Annotated in this window: 24 protein-coding genes; 22 read left to right on the plus strand and 2 right to left on the minus strand. The window is 34.9% G+C overall.

The genetic code is table 11. The features are described from left to right. Positions 1-74 precede the first annotated feature (74 nt). The 15 genes from BBI01_RS02340 to BBI01_RS02410 all read left to right on the plus strand — a co-directional run bounded on the left by BBI01_RS02340 (position 75) and on the right by BBI01_RS02410 (position 12,524). The gene (locus BBI01_RS02340; RefSeq protein WP_065393073.1) at positions 75-1,277 is read left to right on the plus strand and encodes an ABC transporter permease; all 1,203 of its coding nucleotides are present in this window, start codon (positions 75-77) and stop codon (positions 1,275-1,277) included. Positions 1,278-1,407: 130 nt separating this feature from the next. Next, complete coding sequence (locus tag BBI01_RS02345; protein WP_065393074.1) at positions 1,408-1,863, plus strand: DUF1569 domain-containing protein; 456 nt, start codon at positions 1,408-1,410, stop codon at positions 1,861-1,863. A 10-nt stretch (positions 1,864-1,873) separates the two neighbouring features. Beyond that, positions 1,874-2,344: a hypothetical protein gene (locus tag BBI01_RS02350; RefSeq protein ID WP_065393075.1), complete on the plus strand. Its 471-nt coding sequence runs from the start codon at positions 1,874-1,876 to the stop codon at positions 2,342-2,344. An 84-nt stretch (positions 2,345-2,428) separates the two neighbouring features. After that, a complete protein-coding gene (locus BBI01_RS02355) occupies positions 2,429-2,800 on the plus strand; it encodes a VOC family protein (protein ID WP_065393076.1) in 372 nt (123 codons plus the stop codon). A 67-nt stretch (positions 2,801-2,867) separates the two neighbouring features. After that, on the plus strand, positions 2,868-3,317 hold the full coding sequence (locus BBI01_RS02360; protein WP_065393077.1) for a VOC family protein: 450 nt from the start codon (positions 2,868-2,870) through the stop codon (positions 3,315-3,317). Between the two features lie 188 nt (positions 3,318-3,505). Continuing rightward, on the plus strand, positions 3,506-4,183 hold the full coding sequence (locus tag BBI01_RS02365; RefSeq protein WP_065393078.1) for a DUF2490 domain-containing protein: 678 nt from the start codon (positions 3,506-3,508) through the stop codon (positions 4,181-4,183). 70 nt (positions 4,184-4,253) lie between these two features. After that, positions 4,254-5,258 carry a bestrophin family protein gene (locus tag BBI01_RS02370; RefSeq protein WP_065393340.1) on the plus strand — a complete coding sequence of 335 codons (1,005 nt, stop codon included), beginning with the start codon at positions 4,254-4,256 and terminating at the stop codon, positions 5,256-5,258. Positions 5,259-5,361: 103 nt separating this feature from the next. Continuing rightward, positions 5,362-6,972: a Na+/H+ antiporter gene (locus tag BBI01_RS02375; protein WP_065393079.1), complete on the plus strand. Its 1,611-nt coding sequence runs from the start codon at positions 5,362-5,364 to the stop codon at positions 6,970-6,972. Positions 6,973-7,179: 207 nt separating this feature from the next. Beyond that, positions 7,180-7,605, plus strand: coding sequence for an SRPBCC family protein (locus BBI01_RS02380; protein WP_065393080.1), 426 nt, complete (start codon positions 7,180-7,182; stop codon positions 7,603-7,605). 3 nt (positions 7,606-7,608) lie between these two features. Beyond that, the gene (locus tag BBI01_RS02385; RefSeq protein ID WP_065393081.1) at positions 7,609-8,118 is read left to right on the plus strand and encodes a GNAT family N-acetyltransferase; all 510 of its coding nucleotides are present in this window, start codon (positions 7,609-7,611) and stop codon (positions 8,116-8,118) included. A gap of 168 nt (positions 8,119-8,286) precedes the next feature. Continuing rightward, positions 8,287-9,309, plus strand: coding sequence for a glutaminyl-peptide cyclotransferase (locus tag BBI01_RS02390; RefSeq protein ID WP_065393082.1), 1,023 nt, complete (start codon positions 8,287-8,289; stop codon positions 9,307-9,309). Positions 9,310-9,402: 93 nt separating this feature from the next. Then, the gene (locus tag BBI01_RS02395; RefSeq protein WP_065393341.1) at positions 9,403-10,428 is read left to right on the plus strand and encodes a glutaminyl-peptide cyclotransferase; all 1,026 of its coding nucleotides are present in this window, start codon (positions 9,403-9,405) and stop codon (positions 10,426-10,428) included. Positions 10,429-10,481: 53 nt separating this feature from the next. Then, complete coding sequence (locus BBI01_RS02400; RefSeq protein ID WP_165602209.1) at positions 10,482-11,432, plus strand: hypothetical protein; 951 nt, start codon at positions 10,482-10,484, stop codon at positions 11,430-11,432. Between the two features lie 39 nt (positions 11,433-11,471). Next, positions 11,472-12,086 carry a deoxynucleoside kinase gene (locus BBI01_RS02405; RefSeq protein WP_065393084.1) on the plus strand — a complete coding sequence of 205 codons (615 nt, stop codon included), beginning with the start codon at positions 11,472-11,474 and terminating at the stop codon, positions 12,084-12,086. Positions 12,087-12,173: 87 nt separating this feature from the next. Next, complete coding sequence (locus tag BBI01_RS02410; protein ID WP_065393085.1) at positions 12,174-12,524, plus strand: ArsC/Spx/MgsR family protein; 351 nt, start codon at positions 12,174-12,176, stop codon at positions 12,522-12,524. 116 nt (positions 12,525-12,640) lie between these two features. On the opposite strand, the gene BBI01_RS02415 is transcribed toward BBI01_RS02410, so the two are convergent. Then, complete coding sequence (locus BBI01_RS02415; protein ID WP_065393086.1) at positions 12,641-12,946, minus strand: DUF493 family protein; 306 nt, start codon at positions 12,944-12,946, stop codon at positions 12,641-12,643. A gap of 40 nt (positions 12,947-12,986) precedes the next feature. Beyond that, positions 12,987-13,658: a DUF4197 family protein gene (locus BBI01_RS02420; protein WP_065393087.1), complete on the minus strand. Its 672-nt coding sequence runs from the start codon at positions 13,656-13,658 to the stop codon at positions 12,987-12,989. 349 nt (positions 13,659-14,007) lie between these two features. Between BBI01_RS02420 and BBI01_RS02425 the strand changes: the two genes are divergently transcribed. The 7 genes from BBI01_RS02425 to BBI01_RS02455 all read left to right on the plus strand — a co-directional run bounded on the left by BBI01_RS02425 (position 14,008) and on the right by BBI01_RS02455 (position 26,077). Beyond that, on the plus strand, positions 14,008-16,845 hold the full coding sequence (locus tag BBI01_RS02425) for a SusC/RagA family TonB-linked outer membrane protein (protein WP_065393088.1): 2,838 nt from the start codon (positions 14,008-14,010) through the stop codon (positions 16,843-16,845). 5 nt (positions 16,846-16,850) lie between these two features. Further along, positions 16,851-18,326, plus strand: coding sequence for a RagB/SusD family nutrient uptake outer membrane protein (locus BBI01_RS02430; protein ID WP_065393089.1), 1,476 nt, complete (start codon positions 16,851-16,853; stop codon positions 18,324-18,326). Positions 18,327-18,394: 68 nt separating this feature from the next. Further along, positions 18,395-19,786, plus strand: a complete 1,392-nt coding sequence (locus tag BBI01_RS02435; RefSeq protein WP_065393090.1) for a glucoamylase family protein — start codon at positions 18,395-18,397, stop codon at positions 19,784-19,786. 190 nt (positions 19,787-19,976) lie between these two features. Beyond that, positions 19,977-20,678: a carboxylesterase family protein gene (locus BBI01_RS02440; RefSeq protein ID WP_065393091.1), complete on the plus strand. Its 702-nt coding sequence runs from the start codon at positions 19,977-19,979 to the stop codon at positions 20,676-20,678. Positions 20,679-20,908: 230 nt separating this feature from the next. Next, complete coding sequence (gene bglX / locus BBI01_RS02445; protein ID WP_065393092.1) at positions 20,909-23,236, plus strand: beta-glucosidase BglX; 2,328 nt, start codon at positions 20,909-20,911, stop codon at positions 23,234-23,236. A 93-nt stretch (positions 23,237-23,329) separates the two neighbouring features. Further along, complete coding sequence (locus BBI01_RS02450; protein WP_065393093.1) at positions 23,330-23,719, plus strand: hypothetical protein; 390 nt, start codon at positions 23,330-23,332, stop codon at positions 23,717-23,719. A gap of 408 nt (positions 23,720-24,127) precedes the next feature. Continuing rightward, positions 24,128-26,077: a right-handed parallel beta-helix repeat-containing protein gene (locus tag BBI01_RS02455; protein ID WP_083189989.1), complete on the plus strand. Its 1,950-nt coding sequence runs from the start codon at positions 24,128-24,130 to the stop codon at positions 26,075-26,077. Positions 26,078-26,283 lie beyond the last annotated feature (206 nt).

The raw sequence follows: 26,283 nt of genomic DNA on the forward strand, positions 1-26,283 counted from the left end.
GAAACAAAACACAATGAAGGCTTTTCGTAAAGAAATGTTTACTCGTTGACTTTTTTAAATATTAAAATATACAGATGAAGGAATTTTTCCGTCTTTTAAAACGTGAGTTCAAGCTTTTTATCGGCAATTCTACCTTAAGGACTGTGTTCTTTTTGGCACCAGTCTTTTATGCAACCTTGCTGGGGTTTGTCTACAAAAGCGGAAAAGTTGAAAATACTCCTGTACTCGTTGTTGACAGAGACAATACTCCTTTGTCAAACCAATTGACGGAAATGCTGGATGATAATAAAAGCATCAAGATCATCAAGTATTTACAGGAACCTTTAAGTATAAAAGATGAAGTAATCAGGCATGAAGCAGCAGCGGTTGTTATTATTCCCTCGCGCTTTGAAGGAGATATGCTTCAGAAAAAATATCCTGAACTGAACGTTTATATCAATACAGGAAACGTTCTCACAGCAAACTTCGCTTCAAAAGCACTTCAGCTTACCATCGGAACATTTTCTGCTGGAGCATCTATCAAAGCCCTACAAAAAGCGGGAATGCCGGCTGCAAAAGCCGCTACACAATACGAGCCTTTCAAAGCCAATTATATTACACTTTTCAATACCACGGGAAACTATCTGATCTTTATGTGGCCTGCAATGCTGGCTGTAGTATTACAACAGGTGATTTTATTGGCAATGGCAGTGAGTTTTGCCGCAGAATTTGAAAGAGGATCCTTTGTAAAAGAATACCGAAAAATGAAAAAATGGGCATTTCCAACGATGTTAATTAAAGTAATTCCCATCTGGATTTCCTCTATTCTGATCGTAAGTATTTATTACTTTATGCATATGATTTTCAGGGTTCCGATGCCGGAAGGAATATTCAATTTTATTCTTCTGACCTCTGTTTTTGTGGGCTCTGCCTCTTTCCTTGGTGTATTTATCAGTATATTAATTCCGGATGCATTGAAAGCAACACAGATTCTTATGGTTATTGCTTCACCAGCTTTCATCATCAGTGGTTTTACATGGCCATTAAGTGCGATGCCTGCATTCGTTCAGTTTATCGCTAATATTATCCCGTTAACCCCTTTTTTACAGGCGTTTAAAATCTTATTGATTCAAAAAGGTTCTGTAGAACTTACCTATCCATATTTAGAACATCTAAGTATTCTTCTGATAATTTATGCTATTATAGGATGGATTGCTTTAAAAATTAAGCTTTGGTTTATCTTTAAAAAAGAAACATCTCAGGAAATTGAAGTAGAAGGAACGTCTGAAATAGAGTAGTATGTTTTTTAATCCCTCTGATTCTTAACCTCATTAATTATTATCTCAAAACCGGCAACAAAAAATTTGTAGTCGATAAAAATCAAACGAAAAAACTAATATATTTGTCTATAGTTAATTTAGAAAGTATATGGAAAATGTATTTGATGCAAAAGATGCTCAGAACTACATAGATAGAATAAACAAACTCGTTGAAGATACTCATGGATTATGGGGGAAAATGACAGTAGACCAAATGTTGGCGCACTGTTGTGTAACTTATGAAATGATATACGAGCCGGAAAAGCATAAAAAGCCGGGAGCGATTGCTAAGTTTATTCTGAAAACTTTTGTGAAACCTAAAGTGGTGGGTGAGAAATCATACCCGAGAGATTCCCCTACAGCCCCTCAGTTTTTAGTGACGGGAAGAAAAAACTTTGATGAGGAAAAAGTAAGACTGATTGGTTTTATTCAGAAAACACAGCAGTTGGGAGCAGATGCCTTCGATGGTAAAGAATCTTTCTCTTTTGGAAAACTAAATGCGCAGGAATGGAATAATATGTTTGCAAAACATCTGAACCATCACCTGTCACAATTCGGAGTTTAAAAATCACCGTATGAAAAAACTTTTATTGCTCTTCATCCTGGCTGCCAATTTTATGTTGGGGCAAATGCCAGATATTTCAAATGCATGGCTGAATAACAGTAAACCTTACGTAGGAACAATCGGAAGTAAGGGACAGGAATTGAAGCTTAAAATCAATACCGCTGAACAGAATAAAAAGAATGATCAGGAGTATTTTGTTTCAGGATATTCGCTCGTGGATACCAACTATGCAAAATTTGAAGGTAAAATCACAATCTCAAAATATAAAGATTCCAAGAAACAGGGAACTGTATTTGGGGAATATGAATTGGCTGAAGAGAATAAAGGAAAACATTCAGGATTATTTAAAGGTCGTTTCGTTTATAATTTTAAATGGAACAGGAAAACCGAAAAAATTGAAGGCGAGTATATTGAACTGATCGGAAACTGGAAAAGTTATGATGGAACATTAGAGTTCAAAACAAACCTGAAAAATCAATAATCAGTTCATTCCTATTTATAAGAAATACACTTCTAAATAAGGCTCGATATTCAAAATCAGCCTCAATCTAAACTCAATCAATATATGAAACTAGGAGCATTTTCAATCAGTTTAAGTGTAAAAGACCTTCAGAAGTCTAAGGATTTTTATGAAAAATTAGGATTCAGTACAATGGCTGGGGGTACAGAACAAAATTATCTGATCATGAAAAACGGATCTACCTTGATCGGCTTGTTTCAGGCAATGTTTGATGGTAATATGCTTACATTCAATCCTGGGTGGGATGAAAATGCACAAAATCTTGAATCTTTTGATGATGTCAGAGAGATCCAGAAACATTTAAAAGAAGGAGGAATAGAAATTGAAAAAGAAGCTGATGAAACCACTTCAGGACCGGAACACATCTATCTGAAAGATCCTGATGGGAATATGATTCTGATTGATCAGCACAGGTAGTCCTAAGATACAGTTGAAGTTACCATCTCTTAAAAACTAATTAAAACTTAACTAATAAAAAACAATCATGGCATCAGTAAACGTTTATCTAACATTCAATGGAAACTGTAGAGAAGCATTTGATTTCTATAAATCAGTTTTCGGAGGAGAATATCCTTACATCGGAACTTTCGGAGAAATGCCTCCAATGGAAGGAAAAGAAACTCCTGAGGAAGATAAAGACAAAATCATGCACGTTACCCTTCCGATTTCCAAAGAAACGGTTTTAATGGGAAGCGATACAGGTGGAGAATGGGCTTCTAACTTTAAAGCAGGGAACAATTTCTCTATTTCCATCAATGCAGAATCTAAAGAAGAAGCAGACAAACTTTTCAATGGACTTTCTTCTGAAGGACATATTACGATGCCGATGGCTGATACATTTTGGGGAGCGTATTTCGGAATGTTTACCGATAAATTCGGGATCAACTGGATGGTAAATTATGATGATCCGGCTAAAATGCAACAACACCCGTAAGATAATATAGATAAAACTATAAATGTAAACCGACAGTACAACCTGTCGGTTTTATTTTTAATTTTGAGTAAAAAGGGAAAAATTGTTTATTGATTTCAGTGTAAAGTGTTTAGGTAAAAATTATTTTGCTATTATTGATTTAAAATATTAATTTTGTTAAAAACGATAGATAATAGTAATTGATAAACATGAAAAAGATTTTTACGAAGTTGGCATTCACGGTATTGGGCTTGGGATCCGTTTTTACATTTGCGCAGAAAAGTGATCTGGGTGCCTGGTATATGTATTTTGGGAATAATAAGATCAGCAAAAAACTGAACTGGCATAATGAGATTCAGTACCGAAACTTTGATGCAGTGGGAGATCTTGAACAGCTTTTGATTCGTACTGGGATAGGATATGATTTAACGGAAAACAATAATAATGTATTGTTGGGATATGGATTTATTCTCAGCCAGCCTTATGTAAACGGAGAGAAAAAAGAAAATATAGAACACCGAATTTTCCAGCAGTTTATTACCAAGCAGAAGTTTGGACGTTTTAATCTTCAGCATCGTTATCGTTTAGAAGAACGTTTTTTAGAGGATGATTTCAGGATGAGGTTCCGTTATATGCTAGGATTTAATATCCCGATTACCCAAAAGGAAATGCTGCCGAAAACACTCTATGCATCCGTTTATAATGAGATTTTCCTGCATTTTGACAGTCCGGTCTTCGATAGAAACAGGGTATATGGCGCTTTAGGATATGTCATTAATAAAAATATGAGAATTGAAGCAGGGTATATGAACCAGATTCAGGAAAACAGAAACAGAGGACAGATTCAGATTGGTTTTTATAACAATATTCCGTTTACCAAAAACTAATATTGACACTCCTTGCTGAATGCGACCTGATGAAAAAAACATTAAATTATTAACACAAAAAACAACACATATGCATTCAGGAAAAAGATTTGGCGCGCGTGAATTTATCAATTGGACACGTCGCAGTATTTACGCCTTAATTGTACTGGCAGCCATTCCTACCATTCTATATTTTCTGGGATGGAAATTCCTTTCCGTGCCTTGGCAGCCCATTGCAATTATGGGAACCGCCGTTGCCTTTATTGTAGGATTTAAAAATAATGCAAGCTACAGCAGGCTTTGGGAAGCAAGACAGATTTATGGCGCGATCATCAATGACAGTCGTAGTTTTGGATATATTCTAAGAGATTCTCTTATTTCAAAAGATCCGAATAAAGTAAAAGAAATGTTTCTCCGTCATTATGCATGGCTTACGGCTTTGAGATTTCAGCTTAGAGAACCGAGAGTCTGGGAAAATACAGGAACAGCACAGTTTGATGAATATGCCAAAAAATATGAAATCTCGGAAAGGGTTACAAAACTGGATGACGAATTGAAAAAGTACCTTTCGGGAGCAGAACTTCATTATATTTTAAGCAAAAAGAACAGAGCTACTCAATTGATGGCAAGTCAAAGTAAAGAATTATCTGAAGCTTATGAAAAAGGAGAGATCAATGATTTTCAATGGACGCAAATCAACCAGCAATTGGTGAAATTCACAGACAGTCAGGGGAAAGCTGAACGTATCAAGAATTTTCCTTATCCAAGAAACTTTTCTTCCATTACGACTTATCTTTTATTATTATTCATTGTATTTGTTCCTTTCGGATTGCTAAAAGAATTTGATAAACTGGGAGAAGGTTCTGCAGTAGAAGGCTTGACAATTTGGTTTAATATTCCCTTTTCACTATTGGTTACATGGTGTTTTCATACCTTGGATAGCGTAGGAGAGGCATCTGTAAATCCTTTCGAGGGAAGTGCCAATGATGTTCCTATCACTCAGATCAGCCGTACCATAGAAATTGATATGAGAGATATGCTGGATGAAACTGATCTTCCGCCAGCCATTACTCCGAAAAATAATATTGTACTTTAATACAATCTAGGTCAGATAAAAAAACGATACAGTTTGAACAAAAATCAAATAAATCGTTGTTTAAACTTCAACAAAAAATAATACTTAAAAAAACTACATCAAAATGATTCACAGCTATGTTATAATATCTATTGTAGTCTTACTGTCTGTAATGATATTAGTAATGATTGGGCAGAAACTGAAGGTAGCTTATCCTATTTTCCTTGTGATCGCAGGGTTGCTGATAAGCTTCGTTCCGGGAATGCCTCGTGTAGAAATAGAACCCGATCTTGTTTTCCTTATTTTTCTTCCGCCCATTCTTTTTGAAGCCGCATGGTTTACCTCATGGCAGGATTTTCACAAATGGAGAAAACAGATCTTTTCCATGGCGTTTGGACTGGTGTTTTTAACGTCAATTGTTGTTGCATACCTTTCATCATCTATTATTCCGGGGCTTACAGTGGCAATGGGATTCTTGTTAGGAGGCGTAAATTCGCCACCAGATGCGGTAGCAGCCACTTCGGTATTGAAACACATGAAAATTCCAAAAAAGATTACCAATATTCTGGAAGGAGAAAGCTTGATCAATGATGCATCCAGTTTAATTGTGTTTAAATTTGCTTTGGCAGCCGTTATTTCAGGTCAGTTTATTTGGAGAGATGCCGTTCAGGATTTCTTTACCATGGCGATTGGTGGGATTGCTGTAGGAGTGGCTGTAGGCTTTGCTTTTGGAGCATTACTGAGAATTATTCCTACAAATTCCAATATTGATACGGTTATTACATTGATTGTTCCTTATATCATGTATGTTGGTGCAGAGCATTTTCACTTTTCAGGAGTATTAGCGGTAGTTGCGGGCGGATTATTGATGTCTTATAACTCGCATTGCTATTTAAGCCATACCTCGAGAATTCAGTCCGGAAACGTCTGGAGTGTTTTAATATTCCTGATGAATACCATTATTTTCATCCTCATCGGTCTTGAATTACCAATAGTAGTTGAAGGATTAACGGATTATACTGTTTCAGAAGGTATTTTCTATAGCGTGATAATCGGTGGAGCTATTATCGGAACGAGAATCGTGTACAGTTATGCATTGATGTATTTTCCAAGACTTTGCTCTAAAGAATTAAGGCTAAAAGTTCCGAAACCAGATTGGAGAGAACCTTTTATCATCAGTTTTGCAGCGATGAGAGGAGTTGTTTCATTGGCAGCAGCATTATCTATTCCTGCTTTTTTACCTAATGGAGAAGCCTTTCCGCACCGTAATATTATTTTATTTGTAACCTTTGTTATTATCTTAATTACATTGGTAGGACAAGGGTTATTACTTAGCCCGATCCTGAAACTGTTAAACATACAAGATGCGGGAAGCGAGCTGCCTGAAGAAAAGCAGGAAGTCATTTTAATGCGTAAGTTGAAAGAAACAGCATTACGTAAATTAGATGATGATTTTGCAGATTTAGCAGTAACCAACAGTTTAGTCCGCCATCAAAAGCATAAACTGGAAAATGAAATGATGCTGATGGCAGATAAAGCTCAATGTATGGCATCCACGGGAGATTATGTCACAGCGATCAATCAAAATAAAGATGTGCTCCGTCAAGTCATTCAGGCACAGAGAAACGAACTTCACAGAATGAAAAGAGAGAAAATATTTGATGATCATGTAATGAGAACCATCGAAATGCAATTGGATTTTGATGAAGCGAAAATTACCGGCTTTTCTCACTGATAATATTTAAAGCTATAAACTGCAAAAGTCACAAAAGGATTTAAGCTAAGTTTAAAATTAAAGTTAACACAAAGTGAAAATCTACAAATTTTCAAACTTAAGTGCTCTTTACAACTGTAAGATGACTAACTTTAAAACAACTTAAGTACTAAAATTCTTTTGTGACTTTTGTTGTTAAAAATAGGAGTTCATTTAAACTTTAATAATATGGATACACCAATCATCGTTCAATATAAGATCAATGCTCCGGCTGAAAGAATATGGAAAGCATTAACAGAAAAAAGCGAAATGAAGTCCTGGTATTTTAATATCGAAGACTTTGAACTGAAAGTAGGGAAAGTGTTTAATTTCTATGAACCTGGTGGCGAAAATAAATATCATCATCAAGGCGAAATCCTGGAAATTATTCCCAATCAAAAATTAAAACATTCCTGGGCATATCCTGATTTTTCAGCTCTGAAAACTACAGTTACTTGGGAATTACAGCCGGAAGAGCAAGAGACATTGGTGAAGTTAATTCATGAAGGAATTGAGAATTTTAAAGATTTGGGAGACGGCTTTTCAAGAGTAAATTTTACAGCAGGATGGAATGCTATTATAAGACAAAGTTTAAAAGAGTACGTAGAAAAATAAACCATGATAGAGTTACAGTTATTTACCATCGATGACGCTCCAGCGTTGATTTCAAATATAAAAGATGAAAGATCATTACTTCAGTTCGCGGGTCCTATGTATCACTTCCCTTTGACGGAAGATCAGCTTGAAGGAGATTTGTCTGATGAAAAGAGAACATTATTCAAAATAGTTGATCTGGAGAACCAGAATATCATTGGTCATGCTCAGATATTTCTAAAAGAAGACACTTTTCTGCTGGGAAGAATATTGATCTGGGACGAAAATAACCGTGGTAAAGGTTATGGGAAGAGAGTAATGCAGGAACTTCTGAAATATGGATTCAGTCACTATAACAGAAAAATTGCCGAACTGAATGTTTATGATTGGAATACCGGAGCCATTGAGTGCTACAAAAAAGTAGGTTTTACTATTGATCCGGATGTTAGAAAAGAAGCAAAAATCGACAATGAAATCTGGGTTTCAATCAATATGAAGATTGAGAAAGAAACTTTTGAATTACAGGAAGCATGATTAATTTACCAGACTTTGTTCCATATTTTAGATTCGTTTTGAATGGAAAGTGAGACGGTTTTAGATCTGTAACAATAATGCTTATATCCTACAATTTGGTGAACCTGTGGATAATGTTGGCATTACGGAATAAAATTTGCTATTTTTGGGGAAATATTTAGAATATCAATGAAAAAAAGTATAATAGCGGGTTTCGCAGCGATTTTATTATTGGCATCTTGTAATAAGGATAAAGAAATCCTTGATACATTGAATAACTATAATAATTCAATGGAAGCAAAAGGATATCATTTTGGTGATAAGCTGGAGCTTCCGAAAGAGGTGACGGAAAATGCAGAAAGCGTAACCATTAGCTTTGGAGATAAAGAAACTACCAATTTAACAATTGATCCTAAGTTTTTTACATTGGGAGACAATGCCGTTACATTTAATATCAAAACCAAAGGCGGAGAAGTATTGAATCAGGATGCAACGATCAATGTATTCGCGAAAAATCCTGAAAAGAATTTAGCGTATGAAATTATCGCAGAATATCCTCATGATCCAAAAAACTTTGTACAGGGATTCCAGATTGAAGGAAATACCATTTATGAAAGTGACGGACAGAACGGTTCTTCTCAGATTTTAAAATATACATTAGGAACTACAACGCCTCTCGCATCTACAAAACAGGCTCAGGAAGACTTCTCTGAAGGAAGTACCATTGTAGGAGATAAAGTATATCAACTGACATGGCAGAGTAAGAAAGGATATGTGTATGATAAAAATTCATTAAAACTTCTTTCAGAATTTGCTTATCCAAATGTATTTGGTGAAGGTTGGGGGCTTACTTATGATGGTAAAAGCCTGATTGCATCAGACGGAAGTAAGCTTTTATATTTCCTTGATGTGAATGATCCTTCAAAACTGATCAAATATATTGCTGTGGCAGGAAGCTCTCAGGCATATGACCAATTAAATGAACTGGAATATCACAAAGGTTTTGTATATGCTAATGTTTGGCAAAAACCAATTATCCTAAAGATCAATCCGGAAACTGGTGAAGTAGTAGGAACATTCGATTTCACAGAAATTGCAAAACAAAATACAAAAGGAAGCGATGATGTATTGAACGGAATTGCTTTTAAAGGTGATAATATGCTGGTAACAGGTAAGAACTGGTCGAAGATTTATGAAGTTAAGTTGAAATAATATTCTAATATTAGTTTATCTATAAAAAATAGCGTTCCTTAGGTAGCGCTATTTTTGTATAATCTTTATTCTTTAAAAATGATGAAAAAAACCATGAGACTAAAAGTAATAGCTGGCTTTATTGCCTTTTTTCTGTTAGTATCTTGCAACAATAAAGAAAAAATGCTGGATTCTCTTGCTGACTATAATAATGAAAGAGAAACAAGAGGCTATCATTTTGGTGATAGATTAGAGCTTCCAAAAGAAGTTTCAGAATATGCAGAAAGTATTACAATTAGTTTTAATGATAAAGAAACTACCAATTTAACGATTGATCCTAAATTTTTTACTTTAGGAGATAATAAGGTTGTGTTTATTATTAAAACAAAAAACGGAGAAACTCTCAGTCAGGATGCTACTATTAATGTATTCACAAAGAATAAAGAAAAGGAAATACCTTATCAGATTATAGCAGATTACCCTCATAACCCGGATAATTTCATTGAAGGATTTTTAGTAGAAGGAAACACTGTATATGAAAGTGATGGTTTGGACAATGCGTCTCAACTTATAAAATATACTTTGGGTGCAACGGTTCCTACTATCATAAAAAAACAGCCTGCAAATGTTTTTTCTGAAGGTTGTACTATTGTCGGAGATAAAGTTTACCAGCTGACTTACCGTAATAAAATTGGTTTTATTTATGATAAAAATACATTGGAAAAACTTTCAGAATTTCCTTTACCGAATATCATTGGAGAAGGATGGGGACTTACTTATGATGGTGAAAATCTTGTAGCGACTGATGGTTCAAAAAATCTTTACTTTTTAGATGTAAATGACCCTTCAAAAGTTGTGAAAATAGTTCCTGTTGCCGGAAATACTGAAACTTATGAAAATCTGAATGAGCTTGAATATCATAAAGGTTTTATTTATTCAAATGTATGGCATAAACCTATCATTTTAAAGATTAATCCTGCTACAGGAGAAGTTGTTGGAAAATTTGATTTTACAAAGTTGACGAACGAAAACAACGAAGGCAATAGTGAATATGTCTTGAATGGAATTGCTTTTAAAGGTGATAATATGCTGATAACAGGAAAAAATTGGAAAAAAATCTATGAAATTGTTATTAAATAAAAGTGTAAATTGCTTGCATTCTTTTTAAAGAAATGATCTTTAATATTATAAAATTGAGATTAATCTATCTAATATGCATTTTCATTTTCTGTTCTTCCGCAGCACAGAAAGTTCTTCCTTTAGATACCTTAAAGTTGAAGGAAGCCAAAGATATGCTTGCCGATGACTACGGAAATCTGTATATCTATAAAAATAAAGACTTTAGTTTTACGAAATACGATTCCTTAGGAAAGCAGATCGGAAAAATGATGCTTACGGTTCCGTATAAGGTGCAATCTGTACAAAATCCATTGAATGTACCTTTGTTTTCTGAAAATGCCCAGGAAATGAAATTTGTAGATCAAAATATGAATGAAATTCAACGTATTGATTTCAAACAGAAATTCGGGTTCATCAGAATGGCATATGCTGAAGATTTACAGCAGCTGTGGCTATTGGATGACAGTACAAAACGTTTGATACAGTACAATTTCAGGAATGATACTACCATTAATTCATTTCCGTTCGATATCAGCTTTGAAGATTTTATGGATCTTCTGGTGTATGAAAGTAAAGTCTATATTCTTACTAAAAATCATATCCGAATTTACAGCCTCAAATTTGAAAAACTCTTTGAAGCTCCTGTGAATAACGGAAAACGTTTTAGAAGAGAGAATGATAATATATTAGTTATCGCTAATAATTCAATTTTAAAATATGTTCCCGAAAAAGGGATGACGATTCTTTTTGAAGATCAGGATGCACAAATTGTGGATAAAAACATCCTTTCTTATTTTGAAATCAACGGGAACAAACTCTATCTTTACAGTCTTGAAAAAGTAAAGAAAGCCAGGCAGCAAAAACAACTGGAAACACAGCTTGAAGCAATACAGCCACCGACAGATAAACCAGCGGAAAGTGCTGAAGAAAAAACCAATGAAAAAGGTGAAGAAATAAAACCTCAAGACAATACATTGGAAAAATTGATTCAGGATGCTTCCGAAGTTCAGACTGCAGGCGTATAAAAGCTTATCAATTAATCAGTAAATACAAGGAAAAAGAATATGCATATTGCAGTTACAGGAAACATTGGAGCAGGAAAAACAACTTTAACTACGATGCTTTCTAAGCATTACGGATGGGATGCACAGTTTGAAGACGTAGATCATAATCCTTATTTGGAGGATTTCTATTCAGATATGAGCAAATGGAGCTTTGCACTGCAGGTATATTTCTTGGGAAGCAGATTCCGTCAGGTAAAAGAAATCAGAGAAAGCGGTAAAAATATCATTCAGGACCGTACCATTTATGAAGATGCACATATTTTTGCAGAAAACTTAAATGATATGAATCTTCTTTCCGACAGAGATTTCAACAACTATTCATCGGTTTTTGATCTGATGAAATCTTTTGTATCTGCACCGGATCTTTTAATTTATCTAAAATCAGACGTTCCGAATCTTGTAAAGAAAATCTACAAAAGAGGACGAGAATATGAAGCTTCAATAAGTATTGAATATCTTTCAAAACTTAATCAGAAGTATGAAAAATGGATCTCCAACTATACAGAAGGAAAGCTTTTAGTAATTGAAGTAGATAATTTGGATTTCGTGGAAAAACCTGAAGATTTCGGTTTTATCCTAGAAAAAATAGAAGCAGAATTACACGGATTGTTTTAACAAACTTTTATCACTGTATTAAGAGAACATCCATTAGATTGTTGTTAAATTTGTTACAGAGCAAGTTTAATTTTAAAATAATTAGAAATGTTAGTCAAGGTTTTACATAACGGAAACTGTTCAAAGTCAAATGCTGTATTAGAGTATCTTGATGAAAACGGAGTGTCTTTTGAGATTATCAATATTGTTGAAGATCCATTAAGTGTTTTGGAGATTAAAACAGTATTGAAAAAGCTAAACCAGAGTGTTTTCCATATCATTCGTAAAACGGATAAGCTATATACGGAAAATTACGCTGATAAAAATTATTCAGAAGAAGAGTGGATCAAAATCCTATCTGAAAATCCTTCACTGATCCAGCGACCAATATTGGTAAAGGGTTCAGTTGCAATGTTGGGAAGACCTATTGAAAATGTAAAGTTCTTTATTGAGAAATAATAAATACATATAAAAACCGGCTGTTTCTAAATGAAACAGCCGGTTTTGTTTTTTATTAAGATGCTATTTATTTTTAAAAATAAAAAAGACTGTCAAATCTGACAGTCCTTAATGTTTTACAATAGAATAACGCCTTCTATTTTTGCTACTTCTTTATAAATATTCACTACCTGATTAGCATCCAATACAAATGCATTGATATTGCAGGCTGTGTATTTTCCATTTTTGCTTTCGCGGTTTCCTAATGTAAACTTGATGCCATCAAAAACCCTGTAAATTTCAGTAAGTTTTGTCTGGTCTGTAGGAATAATAAATTTAAATAAATAATCCTCAGGAAAATCATGATGACCTTCCAGTTTTTCCTTTAAAGACTTGTAGAAATCTTCAGGACTTGCGTGTTGATTTCCTTGTAATATATCCATCTGCAATTATTAATATAATATAAATATAACGAAATTTTTCCTATTTTCCAAATGGTCCTAACAGGGACTTGGAGTTCTGATGTTCATAATCCTCGATAATATTGAAAAGCCCGCTCACCAATTGTTCAGAGGCAAGTTTACTCAGTCCACCTGAATTTACAGTGTTTGTATTTCCGCCTAAAAGGCTTCCCAAAAAATTGCTTCCGGACAAGGCTGTGTTGATGGTTTTTACGATTCCGTATTCATTCAGCTTTTCATCTACTTTTGGAGCGATAGCTGCAATAAGTTGCTGCGATGTTTTTTCCTTCAAAATTTGAGTGGCTGTAGTTCCCTGAATAATTCTGGTAACGTCCTGTGCATTCAGACTGTTTACTGCACCTTGTAAGATGGGTCTGGAAGTGTTTACGGTATAAGCCGCAGCCTGAGCAATATAATCTCTTTCTTTAGCCACCAATGATGGTGCAATCTTCTCAAGAAGGGAGTTTATTTCTCTCAATTCCTTAGGAAGGGCTTTGTCTACCATATTATTTTGTAAAAAGGCTTCTTTATTGGTATAAATTCCCATTCCTTTATCAATACCATTGAGTAGCATTCTTTTGATGATAGAAAGTCCCATATCGGAAGTGGCAAGTGTAGTACAAGATTGTACCGTAGTTGTAATAACAGCACCGGTCCCGATTGCAAGAGCGGCTGCAATGATATATTTTTTCATTGATCTTTTTATTGCTTTTTTCAAAAACTGCACCAAAGGTAAATACTATTATCTATTTAACAAAATATTAAATTTAGTGTTATGATTTGGTGAATTTTTTAACGGAAATTGATATTTTATAATTAGGGATATGATGGTTATTTGATGTATAAATTGGGTTTTAGTTTGTGGAATTTAAATATTTACTTGTTTATGTTTAAAAAAACAGAATTGTTTTTAAATTTTTAACAAAATTTAACATGGTTCGGTTTTTTTTATATTTTTGGCTAATGTCTTTTTTTGAGAAATTAATTTAACTCAAACAAAGATGTTACCGAAATTTTGATTGTACGAATAAAATTGAAACTATATGAAACAAAGTAATTTAAAGTATCCATGTCTCATCGCCGTTTTATACTTCGGAATGAACGTGAATGCACAGGTTACAAATGACTCCACCAAGGTCCAGAAAATTGACGAAGTTGTCATGATTGGATATGGTAGTCGTAAGAAAGTAGATAACACCACATCAATTAGCTCTATCAGTGCCGAGGAAGTGACCAAGACTAAAGTTTTGAATGCTACGCAGGCAATTCAAGGGAAAGCTGCAGGGGTACAGATTATCGCATCTGATATGCCGGGATCTACTCCTTCTGTAATGATCAGAGGTATGGGAACTGTTACAGGTGCAAGATCACCATTGTATGTTGTGGATGGAATGTATTTCAATAATATCAATAATATCAATTCCAATGATATTTTAACTTATGATATTCTAAAGGATGCAGCTGCATTGGCTATTTATGGTAACAGAGCTGCTAATGGAGTAATTATTATCACAACAAAATCAGGAAAAGGAAAATTAAATATTTCTTATGACGGATTAGTGGGTGTAAGAACTCCTCTGAAAACAGTAAAAATGGCGAACGCGTCAGAATTTGCTGCTTATAATAATATAGCACTCAACCAGGATAGGTTTTCTACTAATCAGCCTGTAAATACTGACTGGTTTAAAGAAATAACAAGAACTGGGGTTTACAATCAGCATAATCTTTCTATTTCTGGTTCTTCCGAGGCTGCAAAATATTTCTTTAGTTTAAGTAATTATGATGAGCAGTCTATTTTGAGAGGTACAGATTATAACCGTGCTACAATTAGGACTAATAATGAGTTTAAAATTACAAAGGGAATTACTTTATCTCAAAATTTAAGTGTTGCCTTCACAAAAGCTACTCCTAAACCTTTTAATGCTTTTACTACAGCATATAAGCAATCTCCAATGGTTCCTGTATATTATGCTTCTGGACAGTTTGGAATGCCTTATGTAAATACTACAACAGGTATTGTGGATTATACCGGTTATAAGTTTAATGATGTAACAAACCCTGTAAGTCAGCTATTGCTTAATAATGAGCAGAATAGAAATACAGTATTACAAGGAGGGCTGAAACTAGATATAGATATTATTCAAGGATTGAAATTTACATCTCAATTTAGTGGAGAATATAGTAACTATAAAGCTTATAATTTTAAAGATGAAGTTGCTATCTGGCTTGCTGGGGATCCTACAAGAGTTCCAAACGGTTTTTCTAGTACAAACCCTAAAAATACGCTTGAAAATACAAGAGAAGATTATTATAACTGGGCTTTATCCAATTATTTAACATATAATAAAAAATTAGGAGTTCATGATATTGAGGCAACAATAGGTACTGAAACTACTGTTATGAATGGTATTGATCAGTTAATTGTTAAAAGAAAAAATTTATTATTAAATGATTCTAACTACTGGAACTTAAATGGAACTGATTATGTGAATAATGTTCAGAGTTTAAAATCAGTGAAATACGATAGAAATACAACAGTTTCTTACTTTGCTCGAGCTCAGTATAAATTAATGAATCGTTATTTATTAAGTGCAACAATCAGACGTGACGGATCTTCTCAGTTTGCAGCTGGACAAAAATGGGGTACTTTCCCTTCATTCGGTGCAGGATGGATTATCTCTGAAGAAGAATTTATGAAAGACGGATTCTTCGACTTATTAAAATTAAGAGGAGGTTGGGGTAAATTAGGAAACCAAAAAGTTCCATTAAATTATCTTCCATTAAATTCTGGTGTAAATTATAATTATGGATTTGGAAATGCAAATCCGGTAAGTAACGGTATTACTGTAAACAAAGGGTATGACCCGGTATTAGGATGGGAAGTTACGGAAGAAAGCTCTTTAGGTTTGGATTTCGGAATGTTCAATAAGAGATTAACAGGTAGCATTGATGCCTATAACAGAGAAACAACGAACCTTATTCTTGGTATTACGAATTATATGACATCAGGACAGTCTGAAACTTATTACTCTCACGTTGGTGCAGTAAGAAACAGAGGTATGGAATTCTCCATGAACTGGGCTGATAAAGTAGGTGAAAACTGGTCTTACTCTTTAGGAGCTAATTACTCTTTCAATGAAAATAAACTTACCAGAGTAGATACAAACAAAAATATTGCTCAGCTAAGTGGAGGAAGTTTAAGTAACGGAGAATGGGTAAAATTATTTAATGGTTCTACTGTAGGTCACGCGTTAGGAAGTTTTTATTTATGGGAATACGACGGCTTGGATGCTAATGGAAATATGAAGTATAAAGACCTTAACGGAAATGGTGTTACAGGACGAGCGGATGCTGGTGATAGAAAATACTTCAACTCTTATATTCCAAAGTCAATGTTAGGAGTTAATGTTTCAGTAAGTTATAAAAACTGGGATTTTGCTGCAAATGGATACGGAGCATTTGGGTTTAGTGTTTATAATGGTAAAAAAGCTCAAAGAAGTAACAACGTAAATATTGAATCATCAGTAGCACAAGATTATTGGACTTCAGCCAATCCAACTGGTACAAATCCAAAACCAGCTACAGATAATCCGTTGGCATCTACATATTACCTTGAAGACGGAGATTATTTTAGAATTAATAATATATCAATTGGTTATACTGTGAAAAATGTAGTGGATTATGTGAAATCTGTGAAGTTTTATGTAAGTGCAATCAATCCTTTTGTATGGCAAAAATATTCAGGATATTCAACAGAATTATCAGGATATGATCCTGCAGATGCAAAAACAGAAGGTGATCCTTACAAATTGGCTGGGGTAGAATTGAATGCTTATCCTACTTTAAGATCCTTTGTATTCGGTGTAAACGTAAACTTTTAGAAAAAATGAAAAGAAATAAGATATTATTAGTCTCTTTAATGTTATTAGGATCAGTAGCTGCTGTACAAAGTTGCAGTGATGAGTTTGTAGATGTGAAGCCTTCAGAATCTATGACAATTGATGATCTTGATAAATTTAATAATAATGACGGTGCTACTTACTTTGTAAACTCTATTTATGCTAAGTTTCTAGATTGGGATATGAGTACATTTGCCTGGATCGGAGTAACTTCTATTATTTCTGATGATGCAGATAAAGGTTCTACGGTTGGGGATAATGGTTCAGATAAAAATCTTTTGGATGCTTTAGATATTACTGCAACTACTCCTTCTTTTAAAGAATTGTTTACGTCTAATTATCAGGGGATCAATAGAGCTAACCAGGCGTTGAAATATATTCCACAATTGGATAAGGCAGATGCTGAGTTACGTAAAAGATTAACAGGTGAAGCAAAATTCCTAAGAGCTTTTATGTATTTTACGTTGGTAAGATCATTTGGAGGAGTACCAATGGTAGATCGAGTGCCTGTTTTAGGAAATGAAGAAGATAAGAAAATGCAGCTTTCAAGAGTGTCCAAAGAGGAAATATATGCTTTTATTGAAAAGGATTTGAAAGATGCTATAGAATCGTTGCCTAATAAATCTGTATATTCCGGAAATAATATTGGTAGAGCTTCAGTAGGAGCTGCTCATGCGCTTCTTGCTAAGGTTTATTTATATCAGAAAAAATGGCAATTGGCAGCGGAGCAATGCGATTTGGTAACAGGATATTCTCTAACTCCTAATTTTATTGATATTTATAAAGTTTCAGGAGAAAATAATGCAGAATCTATCTTTGAAATCCAAGGCTCAGGTGCCGATGCTGGTAGAGCTATAAAACAATATAGTCAGGTACAAGGAGTTCGTGGTTCCGGAGGTTGGGGCTGGGGATTTGCAACGCCTACTCAAGGATTGTATGATGCCTATACAGCAGAAGGAGATACAGAAAGAAGAGATGCTACTATCATTCACAGAGATATGACTTTGTATGATGGAAGATATATTCCTAAAACAGTGGAAAATAAGTTCTACAATTATAAGGCTTATTCATCTGCGTTCTACGATAAAGAAAATACAGACACCAATATCCGTTATCTGAGATATGCTGAGGTTCTTTTAATCAAAGCAGAAGCAGCTAATGAATTAGGTCAGACAAGTACTGCGATTACATTATTAAACCAAGTAAGAGAAAGAGCTAAGATTAATCCAACTACAGCAACTTCCCAAGCAGATGTAAGAACAGCAATCTGGAAAGAAAGAAGATTAGAATTGGCTTTTGAGCATGACAGATGGTTCGATCTTGTTAGAACAGGTCAGGCGCCAGCTGCAATGGCTGCGGATGGCGGAAAAGTTTTCAAGGTTGGAAAACATGAGCTATTCCCACTTCCTTATGAATTCATCATGGAATCAGGAGGTCTATCCCAACAAAACCCAGGATATTAATAATAATCATAAACTAGAGGAGAGTGAAAATTCTCCTCTAATTTTATAACCAGTAAACAACGATACCAATGAAAAGGACCCTACTGACAATTGCCGTAACTTCTTTATTTTTTACTTATTCCTGTAAAAATGCTCAGGTTTCCCAACCAAAAACAACAGAAAATAAAACTGTCAAAAGTAATATTACCGATGAACAGTTGATGGATAAAGTACAGCAAGATGCACTTAAGTACTTCTGGGACTATGCTGAACCCAACTCAATGTTGGGAAGAGAACGTTACCACGAAGATGATATCTATCCCGATAATGATAAGCATGTAATTACTACAGGTGGTTCAGGTTTTGGGCTGGCAACTATTCTGGTAGGTGTTGAAAGAGGCTTTGTTCCAAGAAAAGAAGCAGTGAAAAGACTGACGAAAATGATGGATTTTCTTGCAAAAGCAGATCGCCATAAAGGAGCATGGTCACATTGGATCAATGGAGAAACAGGAAAAACAGTCCCTTTTGGTAAAAAAGATAACGGTGGAGATCTTGTAGAAACCGCATTTCTTACTTCAGGAATACTGATGGTTCGTGAATACTTCAAAAACGGAAATGCTGAAGAAAAAGCGTTAGCTGCAAAATGTGATGAATTATGGAAAGGAATTCAATGGAACTGGTACACAAAAGGCGGTGAAAAAGTATTGTACTGGCATTGGTCTCCAGAATATCAATGGGAAATGAACTTCCCACTCGAAGGCTATAACGAATGTCTTATTACTTACATTCTGGCGGCATCTTCACCCACATATTCCATAGATGCAGAAACTTATTATAAAGGCTGGACCAGAAACGGCACCTACCTTACAGACAAAACAAAATACGGATTACCTCTGTATGTAAAACACAACTATGCCGAAGAATATGGCGGTCCATTATTCTGGGCTCAATATTCCTATATCGGGCTTGATCCGACAGGATTATCCGATAAATTGGTAAAGAATTACTTTGACGTAAATAAAAACCAAACCCTTATTGATTACAAATACTGTGTTGAAAATCCAAAACAATGGAAAGGCTACGGATCAAACTATTGGGGATTGACAGCCGGCTATACAAGAAATCAGGACGGAAGTACAGGATACACTGCTCACATGCCAACCAATGATAACGGAGTCATTACTCCTACAGCAGCTTTAAGCAGTTTTCCATATACTCCAAAAGAATCAATGGATTTTTTAAGGTTTATCTACACCCAAAAACCTGAATTTATAGGATCAGCAGGTCCTTATGATGCAACATCTGTCAATTATAACAATTGGTTTACCCCAAGGTATCTTGCTATAGATCAGGGAACCATTGCACCGATGATTGAAAACTACAGAACAGGATTCCTATGGAAACTATTTATGAATGCCCCGGAAATTCAGCAAGGATTGAAAAAACTAAGCTTTCAATCTTCAAAATATGGAATAAAATAAAGGCACATATTGCTTTTGAATTTATAAAGATCTGCATATTTTTAAATACGATCATCTGCCCGATCTGAAAAATCTGCGAGAGAAAAAAAATACAATCCTCTCACATAATATTCAATAGAAATGGGCTTTAGCCCATTTAAAATAAACAAAGCACAAAATTCAAAGGCTTTGGTCAAAACCTAACAGCATTATGAAATTAAAATATCTTACCCTTTTGCTCTTACCCTTTTCCTTACAGCTCAACGCACAGGAAATAAAAGCAGAACTAAATAAAGAAATCAAACGAACAGAGAAAATATCTTACATCCTTGATTACCCCCAAAAGGTAAAAGGAAATGTACCGTTAATTGTATTTCTTCATGGTTCAGGAGAAAGAGGAAATAATCTGGAAATGGTAAAAGCACACAGCCCGTTTACTTATAAAGATCAAATTAAAGAACCGGTTGCGATTCTTGCTCCACAATGTCCGGCAGATACCTGGTGGGATACCGTAACCGTCTATAATCTGATTAAAGAAATTCAGAAAAAATATAAAATAGATGCCTCCAGAATTTACCTTACCGGACTTTCAATGGGAGGCTGGGGAACCTTGAAGCTTGCAATGGAACATCCTGAAATGTTTGCAGCCGTAGCTTCTGTCTGTGCCCCTACAGATCACGTAATGACAGCCAATATTCAACAGTATAAAAATTTGAATATGAAAATATACCATGGCGGAATGGATGATATTGTATTACCAGAGAACGCTTTTAAGTTCTATCAAAAACTTCATCCGGTAAACCCATCCGCAGAATTGATCATTTTCCCAAATGATAACCACAATTCATGGGACTCTGCATATTCAAATCCACAATTGTATGAATGGATGCTTTCAAAGAAAAAGAATAATTAATCCGTATTTAAAAAGAAAACTTTTAAAACCTTAAGATTAATACTCAATAATATAGAAGAAATTTCATATTTTTGAATATTGTCTTTTTTAGAGACAATAATAAATCTGTTCAGTCAGATTAAAATTAAAAATAGATCTTTACTGAATATCAATGCCTTCAGTATTAAAGATTAAAATAAAAAAGTAACGTTCTTGCGTTAAATAAAACAGAACAATAAGAAGTTAGATTTATGAAAAAACTAATCGTCCTTGCTACTTTAGCACTTTCACCTGTATTTTCGGCACAGGAAATGGTAGACAAGCCCGTGCAGTCCTATCAGACAGCTCAGTATCAGGCAAAAAAGAAAGCCTTTGTAGACAATCTTTTATCTAAAATGACCTTGGATGAGAAAATCGGTCAGTTGAACCTTCCTACTTCCGGAGACTTTACAACCGGGATGGCTCAGAGTTCAGATATCGGAAAGAAAGTAGAGCAGGGATTAGTAGGAGGACTGTTTAATATCAAAGGAGCAGATAAAATCAAAGCGGTTCAGAAAGTAGCCGTTGAAAAAAGCCGCCTTAAAATCCCAATGATCTTCGGAATGGATGTGATCCACGGATACGAAACCACTTTCCCTATTCCATTAGGATTAGCCGCTTCATGGGATATGAATCTCGTACAGCAATCCGCAAAAGTTGCTGCAAGAGAAGCCGCTTCAGACGGAATCAACTGGACATTTTCGCCAATGGTAGACATTTCCCGCGAACCAAGATGGGGTAGAGTTTCCGAAGGATCAGGTGAAGATCCGTTTCTGGGAAGCGAAATCTCCAAAAACATGGTATACGGTTATCAAGGGAAAGATCTGGCTAACGGAACCAATATTTTAGCTTGTGTAAAGCACTTTGCTTTATACGGAGCAGGTGAATCCGGAAGAGATTATAACACAGTTGATATGAGTCATGTGAGAATGTTCAACGAATATTTTCCACCTTATAAAGCAGCTGTAGATGCCGGAGTTGCTTCAGTAATGGCTTCCTTCAATGAAGTAGACGGAGTTCCAGCTACCGGAAACAGATGGCTTCAGACAGAAGTGTTGAGAAACCAATGGAAATTTAAAGGTTTTGTGGTAACAGACTATACCGGAATCAATGAAATGGTTGATCACGGTATGGGAGATCTTCAGCAGGTGTCAGCTTTAGCTTTAAAAGCAGGAGTTGATATGGATATGGTAGGAGAAGGGTTCTTAACCACATTAAAAAAATCTCTATCCGAAGGAAAAGTTACGCAGGCAGAAATTGATATGGCTGCAAAAAGAATCCTTGAAGCAAAATATGACCTTGGATTATTCGACAATCCTTACAAACATGGAGATGCAAAGCTGGCAGCAAAAGAAGTTTACAACTTAGAAAACAGAAATATTGCAAGAAACGTAGCTGCACAGTCGATGGTTTTAATGAAAAATGAAAACCAGGTTTTACCTTTGAAAAAATCAGGAACAGTTGCAGTGATCGGTCCATTGGTTAATAACTCTATGAATATGGCAGGAACCTGGAGTGTTGCAACAAAACATGCCGTTTCTGTTAATTTAATGCAGGGACTTCAGGCAAACTACGGAAAAGAAGTAAAATTCCTTTCTGCAAAGGGCGCTAACATCGATTATGATGCGAAATTGGAAGAAATCTACGCAGCTCACGGAAAGAAAACAGACAGAGACAGCCGTTCAAAAGAAGAATTATTAAAAGAAGCTGTTGACGTTGCTAATAAAGCAGATGTGATCGTTCTTGCCATCGGAGAATCAGCAGAAATGAGTGGCGAATCTTCATCAAGATCAGAAATTACCATTCCTCAATCTCAGGTAGACCTTTTGAACGAATTGAAGAAAACAGGAAAACCAATCGCCATGATCCTATTCACAGGACGTCCGTTAGCTTTAACGAATGTAAAAGATACTCCGGACGCAATCCTTAATGCATGGTTCCCGGGATCTGAAGCAGGAAATGCAATGGCAGACGTTCTTTTTGGAAAAGTAAACCCATCAGGAAAGCTTCCAATGACCTTTCCTAGAAGCTTAGGACAGATTCCAATCTATTATAACGCTAAAAATACAGGTCGTCCTTTAGATCAGAAATTGACGGATAAATGTGAATACCAAAGATTCCGATCCAATTATATGGATGAATGTAATACACCTTTATACGCTTTTGGATACGGATTGAGCTATACCCAATTTAATTACTCCGATATCAGTATTTCCAATGCAAACCCAAAAGGAGATCAAACCATTCAGGCATCAGTTACTATTACTAATACCGGAAACTATGATGGAGCAGAAGTTGCTCAGTTATACATTCGTGATATGGTAGGAAGTATCACAAGACCTGTAAAAGAATTAAAAGGTTTCCAGAAAATATTTTTGAAAAAAGGAGAATCGAAAAAAGTAAGCTTCAATATCACCCCGGAAAGCCTGAAATTCTATAACGGAGATCTTAAATACGACTGGGAATCAGGAGAGTTTGATATCATGATCGGAACCAGCTCAGATAATGTGAAACATTCAAAAATTACATGGACAAAGTAGGAACGTAAGAAAGTTTTTCACAGGAATGTGTATTTTTCTTTTTTGGCATGATTTTTAATAATACCCAGCTTAGTTAATATTATACAAAAAAGCATGAAAAAAACAATTTTATTGAGCGCAATGTTCCTTGGTACTTTAGCATTCGCACAGCAAACACCAGTATTAGGTGGCGATAAAGATGCTCACGGATGTATCGGTTCAGCAGGATATACTTATTCACAGATCAAGAAAAACTGTGTAAGAACTTTTGAAGAGAAAATTAAGTTAAAAGAAGTAGCCACAAATGGCGACTATATTGCAGCTGTTATTTTCAGTAAAGACAAGAAAAAAGCTGAGGTTTTCGTGAAAGATGCCGAAGGAGGAAGCGTAATTCTTACCAGACCAGGAAAAGCAAAAGCTTGGAAAAAAGACGGTTATGTGTTGACCCCTTACAAAAAGAGCGGTTTTCAGCTTAAAAAGGACAATGTTGTGATCTATCAATAAAATCCGGTTTACAAAAAAATAAAGTCACTCGAAAGGGTGACTTTTCTTATTTTCAGGAGCTTCATCCCGCTATCCACTCATACTCCTCGCGCCAAACTTTCCCACTTCCAAACCTTCAGTCCTTCCAATCTGTGCTGTGGGGTAACCGTTTCTATCGGGGCTAGGTTATTATCTCTTTTTTAGATTTTCAGATCAATTTAAAAATATTTTTAATGGTTTAAAATACGTCGAGTTCTGTCGTTGTGCTGAAGTAGCTTTGTACAAGAGATAAGGGTGATGATTGTTGAAAAAAACTTTCTCACGTTTAGAAAAAAATTACATTAAATCAGATATGATTTTTGTGAATTAAAAAAATAAAAAAATCCCTTTCAAAAATAAACTAAGGGACTACATTTAAACCAAAGCAATATGAAAAATCAATTTTTAATTAAGGACACAATGAATGCTATGTATAACATGTGTCCATGTGACTTACATGATTTACAAACTGGAGTTTATGCGGGAGTAAAGTTATTAGGATATTACCGCAAAGGAGATACACCAGCTCCGATTGTTTATTATGTATCTCCAATGGAAACCAGACCGGATGATGGAGGAAGTATCATTCATGTTGGTACAATAAAGTTGGTACACACTTTTACGAACTCTATAGATGTGAAATATTACGGTGCTTTCCCTGATTTGGATGCTAACGATACAACAGTTAGAATTAATAAAGCGATTAAAGGGTCTTGTCCCAAGATCTTTATTGGTGATGGTGATTATAGAATTGTTGGTGATGATCCTAGTACCTCAGTAACAGATTTTTTACGTGATGCCGGAGGAATTGAGATGCAGGATAATAAAATGTTGGTTATGTCTGATAATTGTTATTTAATTCAAAGACCTACAAATAAGCAACAATATAACGTCATTCGTGCGTATAATAAAAAGAATGTTTCTATAACAGGTGGTAATATCACAGGAGATAGAGATACTCATACAGGAGTCGGTGGTGAATGGGGGTATGGAATAGCTGTTTCCGGAGGAAGTAACATCTCTTTAAAGAACATTAAAATTAAGGACTGCTGGGGTGATGGATTAAATATTCAGCATTATTATGATGAAAAAAACGTACTCCATTTATTAAATGGTTTGACCGCAGACAAAATTATTTCATCCAATAACAGAAGACAGGGGATGTCTATTGAAGCTGGAGAAAACCTTTATTTTACAAATTGTGCATTTAATAATAGTAATGGAACTGCACCTGAATGCGGAGTAGATATAGAACCTTTGGATTCTGGATCTATCGTGAGAAATGTTTTATTCGATAATTGTGAATTTCTAAATAACAACCATGCCGGATTACTGGCAGGAGGTAGTGCAAATGTGTCACATGTAACGATCCAAAATTCAAGAGCGTATGGTAATAAAATTCCATCAGAAAGTGGGGGACAGATCAGTTCATATAGGGAAAATAATGATATTATTATTAAAAATTCATTTCTTGAAGGTAGCGCAGAAAGCTTATATGGAGTCTCACTCTTTAACTCTCCCAATTCACAAATAATAGGTAATACTTTCAAAAACTGTATGTTCAATAACCAAGGAGTGATAGGGTCGGAAAACCTTGTTATTCGTGGCAACAATGTCCGTTTCTTTAAAGATTTTCAAGGAGCTGGAGATATTTACTATTATAATTCAGACAGGTTGCCTGATAATAATATTAACCAGGAAATATCCTATAATACGATACTTAATGAAAATACAGGAATCAAGCTCCTTTTATTCTTTAATGTGACAAAGAGTATTATTCAAAATAATCTGATTTCCAACTACACACTTATTGATTTGAAAGGAAAACATAATGTTTTTGAATCTAATAAGCTGTATGATGCAAAATATCATTCTCTGAATATTAAAGAAGATTCAGATCATTCAGTAATCAGTGGAAATATTGTGAGCGGAGGTCTTGCAGAGGATCAGGGAAGTTCTTTTATTGCTGTTGGGAAGTCAGATAATTTAGTGATTACAGATAACATTATCTCCAAAAAATCTTATTATACAGGAGCTGTTAGTCCATACACGAATGCTTTTTTTATCAATTCAGCTATTGAGAATATGATCTTTAAAGGGAATGTTCCATTAGACCTGTTAAACTTTCATGCTAGTGGAACTCCATCTGACAGTCAGAATATCGTTGTTTTAAATAAAGCAACTAATGAGTACAGTGGAGCGGTCAAAAGCTCAGAAGCATCGGGAGATACAGCAGTAGATGTAGGTGATAACTATTCTAAGACCGAAGTTCAGGCAATTTTAGCTGAACTCCGAGATTTGAAATCTAAACTTAGAACAGCAAAAATATTAACGACATAAAAATGTGTTTCTAAATAATTAAACCTTGCAATAGCAAGGTTTTTCTGCTTTTATATCCTCCTTCACATATTAAATAAGCCTTGAATTTTAGCCAATAAAAAATGTTTAAAATTTATCCAAAAAAACAACACAAAAATCATAAAACCAAGATTTTTATCTCTCACCGAAAAACCGTATTTTTGTACATCTAAAAAGTAAAAGAACGA

The sequence above is a fragment of the Chryseobacterium artocarpi genome (assembly GCF_001684975.1).
Lineage (GTDB): Bacteria > Bacteroidota > Bacteroidia > Flavobacteriales > Weeksellaceae > Chryseobacterium > Chryseobacterium artocarpi.